This window comes from Pseudomonas acericola (SeqCode) (assembly GCF_053456465.1).
Window position 1 is genome coordinate 207342 of record NZ_JBRFJB010000002.1, and the last position, 17710, is coordinate 225051.

21 protein-coding genes and 1 riboswitch are annotated in these 17710 nt (G+C 60.9%); of the genes, 13 read left to right on the forward strand and 8 right to left on the reverse strand.

The annotated features are described in order from the left end of the window. The first annotated feature begins 18 nt into the window (after positions 1-18). The 4 genes from murA to hisC all read left to right on the forward strand — a co-directional run bounded on the left by murA (position 19) and on the right by hisC (position 4564). Positions 19-1284, forward strand: coding sequence for a UDP-N-acetylglucosamine 1-carboxyvinyltransferase (murA, locus tag ACU688_RS06975; protein ID WP_017738747.1), 1266 nt, complete (start codon positions 19-21; stop codon positions 1282-1284). Between the two features lie 143 nt (positions 1285-1427). Continuing rightward, on the forward strand, positions 1428-2063 hold the full coding sequence (gene hisG / locus ACU688_RS06980; protein ID WP_010213102.1) for an ATP phosphoribosyltransferase: 636 nt from the start codon (positions 1428-1430) through the stop codon (positions 2061-2063). 128 nt (positions 2064-2191) lie between these two features. After that, positions 2192-3508: a histidinol dehydrogenase gene (gene hisD, locus ACU688_RS06985; RefSeq protein WP_448184164.1), complete on the forward strand. Its 1317-nt coding sequence runs from the start codon at positions 2192-2194 to the stop codon at positions 3506-3508. A 3-nt stretch (positions 3509-3511) separates the two neighbouring features. Beyond that, positions 3512-4564, forward strand: coding sequence for a histidinol-phosphate transaminase (hisC, locus tag ACU688_RS06990; protein WP_448184165.1), 1053 nt, complete (start codon positions 3512-3514; stop codon positions 4562-4564). A gap of 113 nt (positions 4565-4677) precedes the next feature. Here the strand turns inward: hisC and ACU688_RS06995 are convergent, their stop codons facing one another. Further along, positions 4678-5952, reverse strand: coding sequence for a uracil-xanthine permease family protein (locus tag ACU688_RS06995; RefSeq protein ID WP_017738744.1), 1275 nt, complete (start codon positions 5950-5952; stop codon positions 4678-4680). A gap of 2 nt (positions 5953-5954) precedes the next feature. Beyond that, positions 5955-6593 carry a uracil phosphoribosyltransferase gene (gene upp, locus ACU688_RS07000; RefSeq protein ID WP_017738743.1) on the reverse strand — a complete coding sequence of 213 codons (639 nt, stop codon included), beginning with the start codon at positions 6591-6593 and terminating at the stop codon, positions 5955-5957. Between the two features lie 164 nt (positions 6594-6757). On the opposite strand from upp, the gene ACU688_RS07005 reads away from it, so the two are divergent. The 3 genes from ACU688_RS07005 to ACU688_RS07015 all read left to right on the forward strand — a co-directional run bounded on the left by ACU688_RS07005 (position 6758) and on the right by ACU688_RS07015 (position 8264). Next, positions 6758-7315, forward strand: coding sequence for a hypoxanthine-guanine phosphoribosyltransferase (locus ACU688_RS07005; RefSeq protein ID WP_017738742.1), 558 nt, complete (start codon positions 6758-6760; stop codon positions 7313-7315). A 63-nt stretch (positions 7316-7378) separates the two neighbouring features. After that, positions 7379-7858, forward strand: a complete 480-nt coding sequence (locus ACU688_RS07010) for a hypothetical protein (protein ID WP_124527457.1) — start codon at positions 7379-7381, stop codon at positions 7856-7858. A gap of 118 nt (positions 7859-7976) precedes the next feature. Then, complete coding sequence (locus ACU688_RS07015) at positions 7977-8264, forward strand: PA4642 family protein (protein ID WP_448184166.1); 288 nt, start codon at positions 7977-7979, stop codon at positions 8262-8264. Between the two features lie 69 nt (positions 8265-8333). Here ACU688_RS07015 and mqo read toward each other — a convergent pair whose 3' ends face one another. Both mqo and ACU688_RS07025 read right to left on the reverse strand, forming a co-directional pair. Beyond that, a complete protein-coding gene (gene mqo, locus ACU688_RS07020) occupies positions 8334-9842 on the reverse strand; it encodes a malate dehydrogenase (quinone) (protein ID WP_448184167.1) in 1509 nt (502 codons plus the stop codon). A 729-nt stretch (positions 9843-10571) separates the two neighbouring features. Then, positions 10572-10805 carry a hypothetical protein gene (locus tag ACU688_RS07025; protein WP_448184168.1) on the reverse strand — a complete coding sequence of 78 codons (234 nt, stop codon included), beginning with the start codon at positions 10803-10805 and terminating at the stop codon, positions 10572-10574. A gap of 193 nt (positions 10806-10998) precedes the next feature. Here ACU688_RS07025 and ACU688_RS07030 point away from each other — a divergent pair, with 193 nt between their 5' ends. After that, entirely contained in the window at positions 10999-11586 is a 588-nt protein-coding gene (locus ACU688_RS07030) for a YajG family lipoprotein (protein ID WP_448184169.1), read from the forward strand. A gap of 56 nt (positions 11587-11642) precedes the next feature. On the opposite strand, the gene ACU688_RS07035 is transcribed toward ACU688_RS07030, so the two are convergent. Further along, positions 11643-11852: a hypothetical protein gene (locus ACU688_RS07035; protein ID WP_105696144.1), complete on the reverse strand. Its 210-nt coding sequence runs from the start codon at positions 11850-11852 to the stop codon at positions 11643-11645. Positions 11853-12035: 183 nt separating this feature from the next. On the opposite strand from ACU688_RS07035, the gene ACU688_RS07040 reads away from it, so the two are divergent. After that, on the forward strand, positions 12036-12293 hold the full coding sequence (locus ACU688_RS07040) for a hypothetical protein (RefSeq protein WP_448184170.1): 258 nt from the start codon (positions 12036-12038) through the stop codon (positions 12291-12293). Between the two features lie 141 nt (positions 12294-12434). Here ACU688_RS07040 and ACU688_RS07045 read toward each other — a convergent pair whose 3' ends face one another. Next, on the reverse strand, positions 12435-13598 hold the full coding sequence (locus ACU688_RS07045; RefSeq protein ID WP_448184171.1) for a 1-acyl-sn-glycerol-3-phosphate acyltransferase: 1164 nt from the start codon (positions 13596-13598) through the stop codon (positions 12435-12437). 132 nt (positions 13599-13730) lie between these two features. On the opposite strand from ACU688_RS07045, the gene ACU688_RS07050 reads away from it, so the two are divergent. The 4 genes from ACU688_RS07050 (at position 13731) to ACU688_RS07065 (ending at position 15768) form a co-directional block, all read left to right on the forward strand. Further along, on the forward strand, positions 13731-13913 hold the full coding sequence (locus tag ACU688_RS07050) for a CPXCG motif-containing cysteine-rich protein (protein WP_017738733.1): 183 nt from the start codon (positions 13731-13733) through the stop codon (positions 13911-13913). Positions 13914-13924: 11 nt separating this feature from the next. Next, a complete protein-coding gene (locus tag ACU688_RS07055) occupies positions 13925-14185 on the forward strand; it encodes a putative signal transducing protein (RefSeq protein ID WP_448184172.1) in 261 nt (86 codons plus the stop codon). A gap of 36 nt (positions 14186-14221) precedes the next feature. Further along, positions 14222-14842 carry an SOS response-associated peptidase gene (locus ACU688_RS07060; protein ID WP_448184173.1) on the forward strand — a complete coding sequence of 207 codons (621 nt, stop codon included), beginning with the start codon at positions 14222-14224 and terminating at the stop codon, positions 14840-14842. 107 nt (positions 14843-14949) lie between these two features. Next, positions 14950-15768 (forward strand): M48 family metallopeptidase, encoded by an 819-nt coding sequence (locus ACU688_RS07065; RefSeq protein WP_448184174.1) that lies wholly within the window; start codon positions 14950-14952, stop codon positions 15766-15768. 81 nt (positions 15769-15849) lie between these two features. Here the strand turns inward: ACU688_RS07065 and ACU688_RS07070 are convergent, their stop codons facing one another. Together ACU688_RS07070 and ACU688_RS07075 are read right to left on the reverse strand one after the other, a co-directional pair. After that, positions 15850-16434: a TMEM165/GDT1 family protein gene (locus tag ACU688_RS07070; protein ID WP_016974259.1), complete on the reverse strand. Its 585-nt coding sequence runs from the start codon at positions 16432-16434 to the stop codon at positions 15850-15852. Positions 16435-16522: 88 nt separating this feature from the next. Next, positions 16523-16644: riboswitch (yybP-ykoY riboswitch) on the reverse strand. Between the two features lie 50 nt (positions 16645-16694). Continuing rightward, on the reverse strand, positions 16695-17693 hold the full coding sequence (locus ACU688_RS07075) for a methyltransferase (protein ID WP_448184175.1): 999 nt from the start codon (positions 17691-17693) through the stop codon (positions 16695-16697). Positions 17694-17710 lie beyond the last annotated feature (17 nt).

Below are 17710 nucleotides of genomic sequence, written 5' to 3' on the forward strand. Positions count from 1 at the left end.
CAAGGCGTCGAGATTCTTATGGATAAATTGATTATTACCGGTGGTGCCCGCCTTGATGGCGAGATCCGCATCTCCGGCGCGAAAAACTCCGCCTTGCCGATCCTGGCAGCGACCCTGCTGTGCGATGGCCCGGTCACCGTGGCCAACCTGCCGCACCTGCACGACATCACCACCATGATCGAGCTGTTCGGTCGCATGGGCATCGAGCCTGTGATCGACGAGAAGCTCTCGGTCGAAATCGACCCGCGCACCATCAAGACCCTGATCGCCCCGTACGAACTGGTGAAAACCATGCGTGCGTCGATCCTGGTACTGGGCCCGATGGTTGCCCGTTTCGGCGAAGCCGAAGTCGCACTGCCTGGCGGTTGCGCCATTGGCTCGCGTCCGGTGGACCTGCACATCCGTGGCCTTGAAGCCATGGGCGCAGTGATCGACGTCGAAGGCGGCTACATCAAGGCCAAGGCGCCGGAAGGCGGCCTGCGTGGCGCCAACTTCTTCTTTGATACCGTCAGCGTGACCGGTACCGAGAACATCATGATGGCCGCTGCCCTGGCCAAGGGCCGCAGCGTCCTGCAGAACGCCGCGCGCGAGCCGGAAGTGGTCGACCTGGCCAACTTCCTGAACGCCATGGGCGCCAAGGTTTCCGGCGCTGGCACCGACACCATCACCATTGATGGCGTTGAGCGTCTGCACACGGCGACCTACAAGGTCATGCCCGACCGTATCGAGACCGGCACCTACCTGGTTGCCGCTGCCGTCACCGGTGGCCGCGTCAAGGTCAAGGACACCGATCCGACCATCCTGGAAGCCGTCCTCGAAAAACTGCGCGAAGCTGGTGCAGACATCACCACCGGCGAAGACTGGATCGAACTGAACATGCACGGCAAGCGGCCTAAAGCCGTGAACGTGCGTACCGCTCCGTACCCGGCGTTCCCGACCGACATGCAAGCGCAGTTCATCTCCCTGAACGCGATTGCCGAAGGCACCGGTGCCGTGATCGAGACCATCTTCGAAAACCGCTTCATGCACGTGTACGAACTGCACCGCATGGGCGCGAAGATCCAGGTCGAGGGCAACACTGCCATCGTTACCGGTATCGAAAAACTCAAGGGCGCGCCAGTCATGGCCACCGACCTGCGTGCTTCGGCCAGCCTGGTGATTTCGGCACTGTGCGCCGACGGCGACACGCTGATTGACCGCATCTACCACATCGACCGTGGCTACGAGTGCATCGAAGAAAAACTGCAGATGCTCGGCGCGAAAATCCGCCGCGTACCGGGCTAGTTCCCGAGGCTGCAAGGCTGGTGAGGGAGCTTGCTCTCTCACCACAGGATTTGTTTCAAAATCGAGGCTGTCATGGCCTCGATCTGTGTCCGGCGCCGTTTGCGACCGGACCGCAATAGCCTGATGAAGGACTGACGTTTCCCATGTTGACCATCGCACTGTCCAAGGGCCGCATCCTTGACGACACTTTGCCGCTTCTGGCTGAAGCGGGCATCGTGCCGACCGAGAATCCGGACAAGAGCCGCAAGCTGATCATCCCCACGACCCAGGACGACGTTCGCCTGTTGATCGTGCGGGCTACCGACGTGCCGACCTACGTTGAACATGGCGCGGCCGACCTCGGTGTCGCCGGTAAAGACGTGCTGATGGAATACGGCGGCCAGGGCCTGTACGAGCCCCTGGACCTGCGTATCGCCCTGTGCAAGCTGATGACCGCCGGCCGTGTCGGTGACGTCGAGCCCAAGGGCCGCCTGCGCGTGGCCACCAAGTTCGTCAACGTCGCCAAGCGTTACTACGCCGAGCAAGGCCGTCAGGTCGATATCATCAAGCTCTACGGCTCGATGGAGCTGGCGCCGCTGATCGGCCTGGCCGACAAGATCATCGACGTGGTCGACACCGGCAACACCCTGCGTGCCAACGGTCTTGAACCGCAAGAATTCATTGCTGACATCAGCTCCCGCCTGATCGTCAACAAGGCATCGATGAAGATGCAGCACGCCCGTATCCAGGCGTTGATCGACACCCTGCGCAAGGCAGTGGAGTCGCGACACCGCGGTTGACTTACCTGCGTAGCCGCAAGGCTGCGCCCGTCTATCCGCCTCATAGCCAGAATTCTCAGGTGCCCAAGCGGAAACGACTGCTAGTTTAGGGCGCCTGAGTTTTTGCCAATTCTATTGAGGCCCTCGCTATGACCACGTCCACTGCAATTGCCCGACTCAACGCTGCCGACCCGGATTTCGCCCATCATCTGGATCATCTGCTGAGCTGGGAAAGCGTGTCCGACGAGTCGGTCAACGGGCGAGTACTCGACATCATCAAGGCCGTGCGCGAGCGCGGTGATGCCGCGCTGGTGGATTTCACCCGCCAGTTCGACGGCCTGGACGTCGCATCGATGTCCGACCTGATCCTGCCCCGCGAACGCCTGGAGTTGGCGCTGACCCGTATCACTGCCCCGCAGCGCGAAGCGCTGGAAGTGGCGGCGACCCGGGTGCGCAGCTACCACGAAAAGCAGAAGCAGGATTCGTGGAGCTACACCGAGGCCGACGGCACCGTGCTGGGCCAGAAGGTCACACCGCTGGACCGTGCCGGCCTGTACGTGCCGGGCGGCAAGGCGTCGTACCCGTCGTCGGTACTGATGAACGCGATTCCGGCCAAAGTGGCGGGCGTGACTGAAGTGGTCATGGTCGTGCCGACCCCGCGCGGAGAAATCAACGAACTGGTGCTGGCCGCTGCGTGCATCGCCGGTGTCGACCGTGTGTTCACCATCGGCGGCGCCCAAGCCGTCGCCGCCCTGGCCTACGGTACCGAAAGCGTGCCGAAAGTGGACAAGGTGGTCGGCCCTGGCAACATCTACGTCGCCACCGCCAAGCGCCACGTGTTTGGCCAGGTCGGTATCGACATGATCGCCGGCCCCTCGGAAATCCTCGTGGTGTGTGACGGCCAGACCGACCCGGACTGGATCGCCATGGACCTGTTCTCCCAGGCCGAGCACGACGAAGACGCCCAGGCGATCCTGGTCAGCCCGGACGCCGAGTTCCTCGACAAGGTCGCCGCGAGTATCGACAAGCTGCTGCCAACCATGGACCGCGCCGAGATCATCGAGAAGTCGATCAATGGCCGTGGCGCCTTGATCCTGGTGCGTGACATGGAGCAGGCCATCGAAGTGGCTAACCGCATCGCGCCAGAACACTTGGAGCTGTCGGTCGCCGACCCACAAGCGTGGCTGCCATCGATTCGCCATGCCGGCGCGATCTTCATGGGCCGCCACACCAGCGAAGCCCTGGGTGACTACTGTGCAGGCCCCAACCACGTGCTGCCGACCTCTGGCACCGCACGCTTTTCGTCGCCGCTGGGGGTGTATGACTTCCAGAAGCGTTCGTCGATTATCTTCTGCTCGCCACAAGGCGCGTCCGAGCTGGGCAAGACCGCCTCGGTGCTGGCCCGTGGTGAATCGCTGAGCGCACACGCACGTAGCGCCGAATACCGCATCGTCAAGGGAGAGTGAGGCATGAGCAAATTCTGGAGCCCTTTCGTCAAGGACCTCGTGCCTTACGTGCCGGGTGAACAACCGAAGCTGACCAAGCTGGTCAAGCTCAACACCAATGAAAACCCCTACGGCCCATCGCCCAAGGCGTTGGCCGCCATGCAGGCTGAGCTGAACGACAACCTGCGCCTGTACCCGGACCCCAACAGCGACCTGCTCAAGCAGGCGGTGGCCAAGTACTACGGGGTGGATGCGGGCAAAGTGTTCCTCGGCAACGGTTCCGACGAAGTCCTCGCACACATCTTCCACGGTCTGTTCCAGCACGACTTGCCGCTGTTGTTCCCGGACATCAGCTACAGCTTCTATCCGGTTTACTGCGGCCTGTATGGCATCCAGTCCGATCCGGTGCCGCTGGACGAGCAATTCCAGATCCGCGTGGCGGACTACGCCAAGCCGAACGGCGGGATCATCTTCCCCAACCCGAATGCGCCGACGGGCTGCGTACTGGCGCTGGACGCCGTGGAGCAGATCCTCAAGGCCAGCCCGGATTCGGTGGTGGTGGTCGATGAAGCCTATATCGACTTCGGCGGCGAAACCGCCATTAGCCTGGTGGACCGTTACCCGAACCTGCTGGTGACGCAGACCCTGTCCAAATCGCGCTCACTGGCCGGTTTGCGTGTAGGCCTGGCCGTGGGCCACCCTGACCTGATCGAGGCGCTGGAGCGCGTCAAGAACAGCTTCAACTCCTATCCACTGGATCGCCTGGCGATTGTCGGCGCGGCGGCGGCGTTTGAAGACCGTGAGTACTTCGAGAAGACGTGCCAGCTGGTGATCGATAGCCGCAACACGGTGGTCGCGCAACTGGAAGGGAAGGGCTTTGAAGTGTTGCCGTCGGCGGCCAACTTCATCTTTGCCCGTCACCCCAAGCACGACGCTGCCGGCCTGGCGGCCAAGTTGCGTGAGCAGGGGGTGATCGTGCGGCACTTCAAGCAGGAGCGGATTGCCCAGTTCCTGCGGATCAGCATTGGTACGCCGGAGCAGAACCAGGCGTTGATTGATGGGCTAGGCGAGCTTTAAAGCTTTATTGGCTTGGCTGGCCCCATCGCGGGCAAGCCCGGCTCCCACATTGGAATGCATTTCCCTGTGGGAGCGGGCTTGCCCGCGATGAGGCCATCAGCGACACCGCATAGTTACAGCAGCGGCTCATCCGGCTTCTTGTTCTTCCAGCCATCATTGCCCGGCAGCAGCAGGTTCAAGGCAATCGCCACCACCGCGCACAGGGCGATGCCCTTCAGGCCGAAGTCATTCGGACCCGTACCGGTGCCGACCAGCACACCGCCAATCCCGAACACCAACGTCACCGAGACAATCACCAGATTGCGCGCCTCGCCCAGGTCGATCTTGTGGCGAATCAGCGTGTTCATCCCCACCGCAGCAATCGAACCGAACAACAGGCACAGAATCCCGCCCATCACCGGCACCGGGATGCTTTGCAGCAGTGCGCCGAACTTGCCGATAAACGCCAGGCTGATGGCAAACACCGCCGCCCAGGTCATGATTTTCGGGTTGTAGTTCTTGGTCAGCATCACCGCGCCAGTCACTTCGGCATAGGTGGTGTTCGGCGGGCCGCCAAACATGCCGGCGGCCGTAGTGGCGATGCCGTCACCCAGTAGGGTGCGATGCAGGCCCGGCTTCTTCAGGTAGTCGCGACCGGTCACGCTGCCCACCGCAATCACACCGCCGATATGTTCGATCGCCGGGGCCAGGGCCACGGGGACGATGAACAGGATCGCCTGCCAGTTGAATTCCGGCGCGGTGAAGTGGGGCAGGGCGAACCATGGCGCAGCGGCGATCTTCGCCGTGTCGACCACGTCAAAGTAGAACGCCATCGCAAAGCCCACCAGCACGCCAGAGATGATCGGCACCAGGCGGAAAATGCCCTTGCCAAACACCGCCACGATCAACGTGGTCAGCAGCGCCGGCATCGAGATCATCATCGCCGTCTGGTAGTGGATCAGCTCGCTGCCATCACCGGCTTTGCCCATGGCCATATTGGCGGCAATCGGTGCCATGGCCAGGCCGATGGAGATGATCACTGGGCCGATGACCACCGGTGGCAGCAAGCGGTCGATGAAACCGGTGCCTTTGATCTTCACGGCAGCGCCAAGGAAGGTGTAGACGAAACCGGCCGCCATAACCCCACCCATGGTCGCCGCCAGGCCGAATTGCTGCTTGGCGAGAATGATCGGGGTGATAAAGGCAAAGCTCGACGCCAGGAACACCGGCACCTGCCGCCCCGTCACAACCTGGAACAACAACGTGCCCAGGCCCGCGGTGAACAGTGCAACGTTTGGATCAAGACCTGTGATCAGCGGCATCAACACCAGCGCGCCAAATGCCACGAAGAGCATTTGTGCGCCAGACAGGATCTGGCGCCAAAGCGGGTCGTTGAATTCATCCTGCATGCTCACGCGTCCTTCTGCTTGGTGCCGAAGATCTTGTCACCGGCATCGCCCAGGCCTGGGATGATGTAGCCGTGTTCGTTCAGGCACTGATCGATGGACGCGGTGTAGATCTGCACGTCCGGGTGGGCTTTCTCGACGGCGGCGATGCCTTCGGGAGCGGCCACCAGCACCATGGCGCGGATGTCCTTGCAACCGGCTTTTTTCAGCAGGTCGATGGTGGCAACCATGGAGCTGCCGGTGGCGAGCATCGGGTCGATGATCATGGCCAGGCGCTCGTCGATTTCCGGGACGAGTTTTTCCAGGTAGGTGTGCGCTTCCAGGGTTTCTTCATTGCGGGCGACGCCCACGGCGCTGACCTTGGCGCCCGGGATCAGGCTGAGCACGCCTTCAAGCATGCCGATACCGGCGCGCAGGATCGGCACCACGGTGATCTTCTTGCCGGCGATTTTCTCGACCTGGACGGGACCGGCCCAACCTGGGATCTCGTAGGTCTCCAGGGGCAGATCCTTGGTGGCTTCGTAAGTGAGCAACGCTCCGACTTCCTGAGCAAGCTCACGGAAATTCTTCGTGCTGATGTCGGCGCGGCGCATAAGGCCGAGTTTATGTTGGATCAGCGGGTGGCGGATCTCGCGAGTGGGCATGGGAAAGGCTCCGGCGGCGGGCAAAAAAACCGGCCTAGATTAATCTATCCGAGGGTGTTGTCCTATAGACATCTAGTACGTTAGTCCATTAAGGCTTGATCAGAGCGCACGAGAAGCGTACCTTCGCCCGCTTTTCTTGCCACAGCACCCCCTTGGAGAGCGCCATGTCCGCTGATCTCGAGCATATCCGTCAAATCATGCGCGAGGCTGACTGCCTGTACACCGAAGCGCAAGTCGAAGAGGCGATCGCCAAGGTCGGCGCCCATATCAGCCGCGAAATGGCCGACACCAACCCGGTGGTGTTCTGTGTGATGAACGGCGGCCTGATTTTCGCCGGCAAATTGCTCACCCACCTGCAATTCCCGCTGGAAGCTTCTTACCTGCACGCCACCCGCTATCGCAACGAAACCAGCGGCGGCGACCTGTTCTGGAAAGCCAAGCCGGAAGTCTCGTTCATCGACCGCGACGTACTGATCATCGACGACATCCTCGATGAAGGTCACACCCTGGGCGCGATCATCGACTTCTGCAAACACGCCGGTGCGCGCAAAGTGCACACCGCCGTGCTGATCGACAAAGACCACGACCGCAAGGCGCGGCCTGAGCTGAAAGCGGATTTTGTCGGCCTGCCGTGCGTTGATCGCTACATCTTCGGTTACGGCATGGACTACAAAGGCTACTGGCGCAATGCCAATGGCATCTACGCCGTCAAAGGCATGTAAACGCGCTTCATCAGGTGCGGGGCCGGCATGCTAGAGTGCCTGGCCCTGCGTCTGGAGCCTGTCATGAGCCTGTTGATCCGCACGTGCGCCGCCCTGGCGCTGACCCTTAGTTTGCCCCTGGCCGCAGCCCCCCTGCACAGCCAATTCCTGCCGCCAGACGACCTGACCCTGCGCGCCGAAGCGCCCGACCAGCAGCAATTGCTGCAAGTCACCGAGTACGCGGTGGTGGTGGGTAATCAGCGTCAATCCAGCCAGCAACCGATTCCAGTGACGTCGCCGCTGATGATCCGCCTCAAGGGCAAGTCCCTGAACAAGGGCGCGACCATCACTCAAGTGGTGCTCAATTTCGATGCTGAAAGCAAAAGCCTGAAAAAGCCGGCGTACGACGATAAGAGCAAGACCCTGACCTTGTCGTATCCGGTGGCGCAGTACCGCGTCATCGTCGACTTGCTGCGTAACGACACGTTGTATGTGCAGTTCCTCAGCTACGCCAACGGCCACATCTGGGCTGACCTGCACACCGGTGCCGTCCGTACTAAATAATCAGACAACACAGATTCCCCTTTGCAAATGCAGTCAGTGTGGGAGCTTGGCTTTCGAAGGCGGCGTCGCGCAGGTAGACTTCAACCCCCGTGTAAATGTCAGCAGGCTGGAGTCGGTAATGCGTAAAGATAAGAAGCAGTTGATTGGTGACGAGATCGGCGACGATCAAATCAAGTTGTTCCTGGACTTCGAGCCGGTTGACGCGACTTCCCCGTCCCTGCACAAACTGATCAAGGCCTACCGGGGCCTGCGTATCGACGACTTCGAACGTTTCCTGGGCTTTTTCAAGGAAGCCGGCCTGGACCTCGACGGCAAGGACGAGCATGGCCAGACCTTCGTCGACCTGATCAAGGACCAGCGCAACGCGGACGAGTACATCGAGTTGATCGAAAAAGCCCGCAGCTGATTTTTCGAAATATAAAAAAACGCCCCGTCCTCATGCAGAGGGCGGGGCGTTTTTTATTGCTTCAAGGCCTCAAGCGTAGCTCTCGGTCTCGGCGGCAGGCTCAACCAGTTCCAGGCTGATGTTGTTCTGCGTGTTGATCTTGCGGTACAGGTCGGCATCCGTTTCCAGAACCTTTTCCCGAGCCGGGAAGATCTCGTGCAGCTTGGCTGCCCATTCACCAGCGGCTTTCTGCGGGAAGCACTTCTCGATCAGTTCCAGCATGATCGAAACCGTCACCGAAGCACCCGGGGACGCGCCCAGCAGCGCAGCCAGCGAGCCGTCTTTGGCTGCGACCAGCTCGGTGCCGAATTGCAGCACGCCGCCTTTCTTCGGGTCTTTCTTGATGATCTGCACCCGTTGGCCGGCCACTTCCAGGCGCCAGTCTTCGGCTTTCGCTTCAGGGTAGAAGCGACGCAGGGATTCGAGGCGCTGCTCCATGGACTGGCGCACTTCGCTGACCAGGTACTTGGTCAGGTCCATGTTGTCGCGGGCCACGGCCAGCATCGGCCCGATGTTGCCGGCGCGGATCGACAGCGGCAGGTCGAGGAACGAGCCGTGCTTGAGGAACTTGGTGGTGAAGCCGGCGTATGGCCCGAACAGCAGGGATTTCTTGCCATCGACCACGCGGGTGTCCAAGTGCGGCACGGACATCGGCGGCGAACCCACGGCGGCCTGGCTGTAGACCTTGGCCTGGTGGTGCTTGACCACGTCCGGGTTGTCGCAACGCAGCCACTGGCCGCTGACCGGGAAGCCGCCAAAGCCTTTGCTTTCTTCGATGCCCGAGGCTTGCAGCAGCGGCAGGGCCGCGCCACCTGCGCCGAGGAAGACGAACTTGGCGTCCACTTCACGGCTGTTGCCGCTGTTGACGTCCTTGATGCTCACGGTCCAGCCGGCGCCATTGCGCTTGAGGCCGGTAACGCGCTTGCAGTACTTGACCTGGGCATCCGGCGAGCTGGTCAGGTGTCCCAGCAGCTGGTTGGTCAGGGCGCCGAAGTTGACATCGGTACCGTTGAGCACGCGGGTAGCAGCGATTTTTTCGTCGAGCGGGCGGCCCGGCATCATCAGCGGCATCCACTCGGCCATCTCGCTACGGTCTTCGGTGTAGTGCATGTCCGAAAACGCGTGGTGCTGGCTGAGGGATTCAAAGCGCTTCTTGAGGAAGTCCACGCCTTTTTCGCCCTGCACGAAGCTCAGGTGCGGCACCGGGCTGATAAAGGACTTGGACGAGCCAAAGGTGCCCTTTTGGGTCAGGTACGCCCAGAACTGCTTCGACACCTCGAACTGGGTGTTGATGTGCACGGCTTTCTTGATGTCGATGGAGCCATCGGCGGCCTGCGGCGTGTAGTTCAGCTCACACAGCCCGGCGTGGCCGGTACCGGCGTTGTTCCACGGGTTGGAACTTTCCGCGGCACCCGAATCCATCAGCTCAACGACTTCCAGCTTGAGGCCGGGGTCGAGCTCTTTGAGCAGCACGGCCAGGGTGGCACTCATGATGCCGGCCCCTACCAGTACTACGTCGACTGCTTCGTTATGCGCCATTTAACGCGTCTCCAAAATCTGCAGCACCAAATTGACGGCATGGCTGCCAGGAGTGACGGGGCGGTTCACGTGTTGCCCCAGGTTACCCATGGCCAGGATCGCCATGTCCGTTTCGCAATTCTTTGCAACTTCAGCACACGCTTCCTGCCGGGCTAATCTGCCTATGAACGCATTCATGGGCGCCTGTGGCAATTCGACTTATGGTCAAAGCGTGTGATTCGTGCAACCAATCCGTAGCGGACAGGCTCAAGCTCCGGTTTTTGAGGAGTGCTCGGTCCTGTGTGGTTGGGCTGTTAAAGACGCTGATGGTGCTTGTACACACGCCAAACTATTCATTTGCTCGCCACACTCTTGTGAAGTTGTGAAAACCCGTTTTTTTCACGCTCTTTTGAAGACGTGAACCTCAAAAAAGGGCTGCCTCAGCCTGGCACCTGGCCCGCAAACCTCTGCCGACACGCGGCAAAACGGGCAAACAACTCAAGTGGCCGAGCGCAATGGCAGCTCTGGCAGATGCGATATAAAGAGGGGGTGGTTTGCAACGAAAACAGCAAGCACGCCAGCTCTATTCGATCTGTGTGGGCGGCTCTCTGTGGGCGATTGGGGGGTTAATACCGAGGCATTAACGATGTTGCGGGGCCCGATCAGGAGACGTCCTTATAATCGGGGGGAGATTGTAGCGAAGAACGCCAAGGAAATGGGCGTGTTTTATGACTTTTATTAGGTGTTCGGTCAGGCGGCCAACGGCTGGTGCCGGGACGACTGCGCTGGACGCGGGCTTATGCGGGCGCGGGCCGGCAGCGGGCGGTGCATCCAGCTCAGGCGAATCTCGTCGATTTCCACCCAGCCATTGCCCACCGGCGGCTGGCTGCACTCTTTGAAAGCCTGGCAGCGGCCTTGCGCATCAAGCAGGGCGAACTGGCGCAGGGCGGGTTTGCGCATGAACAGCGACCAGAGAAAATTCATGGTGATAGCCTCCTGAGATTGAGGCAAAGCTTGCCAGCCCGGGATGACGAGCGCATGTATCGGCTGTGACATCTCGGTGACATCGAACCCCGGCGACCGGCGCCGGTCACAGGATGTAACTGATGCTAGTTCCCGGCAGTGGCGCACCGCTATACTGCCCGCCTGTCGGTACCTGATTTTTGGAGAGAAGCGCATGTTGCAACGCCTGTTGTTCGGTTTGATCACTGTGACCAGCTTGACCCTGGTTGGCTGCGCCAACAGCCCGCAACAACTCAGCCCGCAACCGAAGCTCACCACGCAGCTGGCGCCAGTGGGCCACGGCCAGCCGGTGTCGGTGCGTGTGGTGGACGGCCGTCCGTCGCCAACCCTGGGTTCCCGTGGTGGTCTGTACCCGGAGACTGCGCTGATTTCGGTCACCGGCCAGGATGTGCTGCCTAAGCTGCAAGCCCAGGCCGAAGCCGCTGTGCGCCTGCTGGGCTTTACCCCAAGCGCCAACGCGCCGGGCGCCCCGCAGCTGACCATCACCCTGGCTGAACTGAAATACCAGTCGCCTAAAGAAGGTCTGTATGTGACCGAAGCCTCCATCGGCGCGACGTTCAAGTCCGACGTCACCGCTGGCACCCGTCGCTATAGCGGCCGCTACGGTGCTTCGCTGAACCAGCGCTTTGGCATGTCGCCGAATCAGGACACCAACACCAAGCTGGTCAGCGACGTGTTGAGCGATGCCTTGACCCGCCTGTTCAAGGACCCAAGCATCGGTTCGTTGCTCAGCTCGCAATAACCGCTGCATAAAAAACCGGGCTCAGCGATGAGCCCGGTTTTTTTGTGTCTGAAGTTTCATGCGGCCGTGTCGATACAGAAGTCCAGCAGGCTCACGCCGGTCAATAAATCGGCTTCCGGCAAGTCCGCGTGCTGGTGTCCGCCGAGGGCGCAATACACCAGCCAGTGGCGATCCTGCACGTTGAACGCGAGGCCGCCGACCAGCGCCTCTTGTTCATCGCTCTGGGCGATCAGATACAGCCGATCCTGGTTGTGCGCGTGCAGCATGACAAGCTCCCGAACGTTCGAAGGGCAACAGAGTGGCTTGTTAAGGTGACGTTCAGGTGACGCCGTAAATTACTGGATACATTAGCCGTTCATGTTGGGATGCAAGAGTGGTGGCTGACGAGGCTACTACGTCCAACCATGTATCAGAACTGATACCCAGACACTGTGTTACCGAGGTTTGCGATGGCGCTGCCCGCACTATTGATCAATGCTGTGGCTTTAACGGTGGCCTTCCCGGGGGCGGCCCTGCTGGCGATCACCCGCCTGCGCGAGCAACGCGCGATGGCCGACCTGAGCGCGCAAAGCGAAGGGCGCGCGATTGACCAGCCGATGCTGTTTCTGGATGTGCGCACCGAACGGGCGCATCGCTTGGCGTACCGCATCGGGTTCGCCTGCCTGGGGTTGGCGCTGCTGACTTCCTGGATCAGCACCCGCCTCTAAAGAACACCACAAAACCAAATGTGGGAGCTGGCTTGCCTGCGATAGCGGTCTGTCTGAGCCAGATGCATAGGCTGACACACTGCAATCGCGGGCAAGCCCGCTCCCACACAAGCAAATTCCCACATTTTTTTGCGTCGGTGTTTACAGCGGGATGCCAGCCTTCACGCGGTACTGATTACGCACTGGCGTCGCATACTGCACCACCAGAAACGGCCGATGCTCAGCCGGGCATTCGTTCAAGCGCCGTTCCCACTCTGCCTTCGCCTTGGCCAGTTCATCCGCCGGGAATACCTCGGCTGCCGTTGGCACCTGCAATTGCGGATCAGCCTCGCTCCATTGCGCATACGCCAGGTAATGCACCGGGAACAAGCGGTAACCGCCGAGAATCTGCCGGTCCATTTCAATCGCCAGCACTTTGGTGTCTTCGAAGCGCTCGGTGATCGGCGGGGCGAAGTTCACATGCACCCGGCCCTTGTAGCCGGTGATACCCAGGGCAATGCTCACGTCATCTTCGCCCGGCGCCTTGCAATAGGTGCCGGTGGTGGCGCGGATGTACAGCTCGCGGGCCTTGGCCGAATCGCACGGGTCGTATTCATAGCTGATGGACACCGGCGTCAGGTTCAGCGACTGGATCACCTCGGCAAACGGCTCGTCCTTGCGGCTGACGTGGAACATCTTGAGGATCGCCGACTCAGTGCGGTCATCCCCGTCCTTGGCGCGGCCTTCGGCCTGGGCGATCCAGATCGATTCGCCGTCGTTGCGGATCGAATGGTTGATGTAGGCCGACAGCAGGTTGAACGCCGCCATCTTTTCTTTTCGCCCGGTGATCGAGCGGTGCACGATAAAGCTCTTGTTCAGGCGCATCAGGTCGCTGACAAACGGCTTTTGCAGCAAGTTGTCACCGATGGCAATGCGCGGCGTCGGCAGGCCGGCGTGGTACACGGCGTAGTTGACGAAGGCCGGGTCCATCACGATGTCGCGGTGGTTGGCCAGGAACAGGTAGGCGGTGCCGGACTTGAGCTGCTCGACGCCGGTGTAGGTCACGCCGTCGGTCGCGCGGTCGATGGTGTGGTCGACGTAGTACTCGACTTTGTCCTGCAGCGTCGCCACGGTGGTGACGCCGGCGAATTCACGGCGCAGTTTGCGGGCGATCATCGGCTTGAGCAGCCAGCCCAGGGCGCCGGCGAAGCGCGGAAAGCGGAAGTGGGTCAGGATGTCCAGAAAGGCCTTGTCACTGAACAGTCGGTCCAGCACTGCCGGGACTTCACTGTCGTTGTAAGGTCGGATGGTATCGAATTGGCCCATCATGCTCTCTTGTTAGAAACGGCTAGGGTAAGTAAAGGAAATGCCAGGGAGCGGTCCGGGAAATGGGCCCGGCCGGAAATAGCCCTGTAAATAGACCGGCGATTATACGCACAAGTCACTCTGGAGGCTGCGATGCTGGAAACCGCGACGTACGATTGTCCTTATTGTGGTGAAGAGGTTGAGACAACGGTGGATTTGTCTGGCGGTGACCAGAACTATATAGAGGACTGCCAGGTGTGTTGCCGCCCGATCATTTTCGACCTACAGGTCCATGGCGACGAGTGGATGCTCGAAACCCGCAGTGAAAACGAATGACAGGACCGCCCATGCAGCGAATCTACGAACCGGAAAACCTGATGGAGGGCGAGTTGCTGCAGCAGATGCTCGCCAGCGAAGGCATCGAGGCGCACCTGGTGGGGCGCCATTTGCTCGGTGGCACCGGCGAGCTGCCGATTTTCGGCTTGCTGGGCCTGGAGGTGGATAACGACCAGGCCGCTAATGCACGCGAGCTGATCACCGCCTATATCGGCGCGCAACCCATGCCGGGCGATGAACCCGACAGCTTCCCCGACGTGTTGGTCTGTTAGGCTGTCGGTCGGTTTACCCAAGAGTCGTGTTGCCCCATGTGTGGACGTTATGCCCTGTTTCGCTGGAACCCCTCCTTTGCTGCCTTGCCGGGCTTTCCGGCCGACCAGCAGGCCCAGTGGAACATCTCCCCGAATGATTCGGTGCTGATCCAGCGTTCCGACGCCGGCCAACGCACCCTGGCCCGGGCGCGCTGGGGCCTGACACCGCCCTGGCTGACCGACCTTTCGCGCACGCCCGCCCACGCCCGCGCCGAAACCCTGGCCGAGCAGCCGATGTTTCGCGAAGCGTTTCGCCAACGCCGTTGCCTGCTGCCTGCCAACGGTTTCTACGAATGGCGCGGCACCCAGCGCAAGCGCCCTTACTGGTTGACGCCGGGGGAGGGGTCCACGATGTTTTTTGCGGCAATCTGGGAAGCCTATCCGGTGCAGGAGCAAGTCTGGCTGAGCACGGCGGTGGTCACCCAGGCGGCGCAGAGCCAGCGCCGGCCGCTGATCCTGGATGCGGCGGGGCAAGAGGCCTGGCTCAATCCCGAGACACCGTTGCACACGCTTCAGGCGTTGCTGGCCAGCGAGCCGACGGCGTTGCGTGAGCGTGTATTGGCCAATATGGTCAATGATCCCAAGCTGAACGGGCCGGAATGTTTGACGCCAGGTTGAGCGGCGTGTGGGATGTATCTGAAATTCTGCGGCTACACGTCTGTTGTATCTGGCGCCGATACAAATGACGGCCTAGGATACGCGCCATGTTTTCAGGGAGAGTGTTCATGAAGAAGTCATTGGCGATAAACGTATTGGCGGCGGCACTGCTGCTGGCCGGCTGCCAGTCGGTCAACACCACCAGCGGCGGTGCCGTTGGCGTGGAGCGCAAGCAGTACATGTTCAGCATGCTGTCGAGCCAGGAAGTCGACCAGATGTATGCCCAGTCCTACCAGCAGACGTTGGGTGAGGCCAGCAGCAAAGGCCAACTGGACAAGACCAGCGCCAATGCCAAGCGTGTGCAGGCCATCGCCAACCGCTTGATCGCCCAGGCACCGACCTTCCGCCCCGATGCGGTGCAGTGGAAGTGGGAAGTGAACCTGATCAAAAGCGACGAGATGAACGCCAACTGCGGGCCTGGCGGCAAGATCTTCGTGTACAGCGCGCTGATCGACAACCTCAAGTTGACGGATGACGAGCTGGCTGCGGTGATGGGCCATGAAATTGCCCACGCCTTGCGCGAACACGGCCGCGAAGCCATGTCCAAGGCCTATGGCATCCAGATGGCTAAGCAGGGCGCGGGCGCGTTGTTCGGCCTGGGCCAGGACAGCCTGGCATTGGCCGATACCGTGGCCAACTACGGCATGACCTTGCCCAACAGCCGGGCCAACGAAAACGAAGCAGACCTGATCGGCCTGGAACTGTCGGCCCGTGCGGGTTACAACCCAAATGCGGCGATCACGCTGTGGAACAAGATGGCCAAGGCTTCGGAAGGGGCGCCGCCTGAGTTCATGAGCACTCACCCGGCGTCGGATAGCCGGATTGCTTCGTTGCAGGCGGCGATTCCGAAGGTGATGCCGTTGTATCAGCAGGCCAAGAAGTCCTGAAGTTTTAGCGGTAAGTTTCCAGCTTCAAGCTGCAAGAAAAAGCACTGCTTCTTCTTGCAGCTTTTAGCTTGCGGCTTGCTGCTAGATCCAGCCGCTGCTCTGCATCGCCTTGTACACCGCAACCACCGCCAGCACAAAGAACGCCGTAGCCGCCAATCGACGAATCAAGGTCAGCGGCAGCTTCTCCGCGGCAAAATTCCCCGCCAGAACCACCGGTACGTTGGCAATCAACATGCCCAGGGTGGTGCCGATAATCACCAGCCACAACTCGGGATACTGTGCCGCCAGCATCACCGTGGCGATCTGGGTCTTGTCACCGATTTCAGCGAGGAAGAATGCGATCAACGTGGTCAGGAACGGCCCGAACTTGCGGGTGGTGCTGGCTTCGTCGTCATCGAGTTTATCCGGCACCAAAGTCCACAACGCGGTGGCGCAGAAGCTTGCCGCGAGGATCCAGTGCAACACCGCATCCGAGAAGAAGCTGCCAAACCACGCCCCCACGGCACCGGCGGCCGCATGGTTGGCCAGTGTCGCGGCGACGATGCCGGCGATGATCGGCCAGGGTTTGCGAAAGCGTGCGGCAAGGATGAGCGCGAGCAGTTGCGTCTTGTCGCCGATTTCGGCCAAGGCAACGATTGCGGTAGGAACGAGTAATGAATCCAGCATCAGGTAGGTTTCCAGGGGCGGGTCGACACGGCTATGACACGTACAGCCTTCCCGCCCCGGGTAAGGTGTGCGTGTCATAGGTCTTGTCAAACCCCGGTCCGTCTGTGCGGACACCTGGGTCGCATACGCCATGGTCTGTTGACCAAGTATGTTGACGTATGCCGGACGAGCGCGGCGCTCGTGGGAGACTACTCCCCTAGGACGGAGCGGATTCTGCCTAGGCAAAACCCATTCGGCAAGCCTTCTTTTTCAAACGCCCGTCAGCCGCGCTTGGCACGGTAGATGCGGAAACCATTGCCTTCGGCTTTGATTGCGCACACGCCCAGATGCTCTTCGATCAGCGGTTGGTACTTCAGGAAGCTGTTGGCGACCAGGCGCAGTTCGCCACCTTTTGCCAGGTGTTTCGCCGCTTTTCGCAGCAAGTTTTCCGTCGCGAAATAGTCGGTGTGTACGCCGACGTGGAACGGCGGGTTGCTCAGAATCGTGTTCAAACCCATCGGCGCGGCGTCGATCCCGTCGCCCGTCAGCACCTCGGCTTCCAGACCGTTGGCAGCCAGGGTCAGGCGGCTGCTGGCGGCGGCGAAGGCATCCACGTCGAGCATCGTCACGGTGTTGTGTGGGTAACGACGTTTGACTGCAGCGCCCAACACGCCCGCGCCGCAGCCGAAGTCCAGCAGGTGGCCGCTCGGCAGTTTGTCCAGATGCTCCAGCAGCAGTTCAGTCCCGCGATCCAGGCGACCGTGGCTGAACACCCCCGGCAGACTCACGACCTTCAGCGGCCCTTCAGGCAACGGCACTTCGAACACTTGAGCCAGGCTCTCCAGTTCGACCGCCTGCGGCGCGTTGGCCACGGTGACTTGCCACAGTTGGCAATGCCGCGCGTTATCCAGCTTGCGCGGCTTGCCGAAGGGGATCATCTGCTTGGCAGCACTTTCGATGCCGCCTTTTTTCTCACCCACCAGAAACAGCTCGGCGCCGGGCAAACGTGCGGCCACGGCATTGAGCAGGTAGTCGGTGAGGTCTTTGGATTTGGGCAGGAAAATCACCGCCGCATCAAATGCACGCTTGGGCACATTGACCCCGAACTGGCTGCGCTCGGGAAAACGTGCATCGAGTGCCGCCTGGTCGCCGGCGTGCCAGCACCAGCCGTGGGCGTTGGGCAGGCGACCCAGCAGGTCGTCGGCGGGCAAACCTACCAGCAGCAGGTTGCCTTGAAAAAGTTCGGCCTGACGAAGCAGTACTTCACTGCGCGGATCCATGGTCTGCTCCTTGAAAA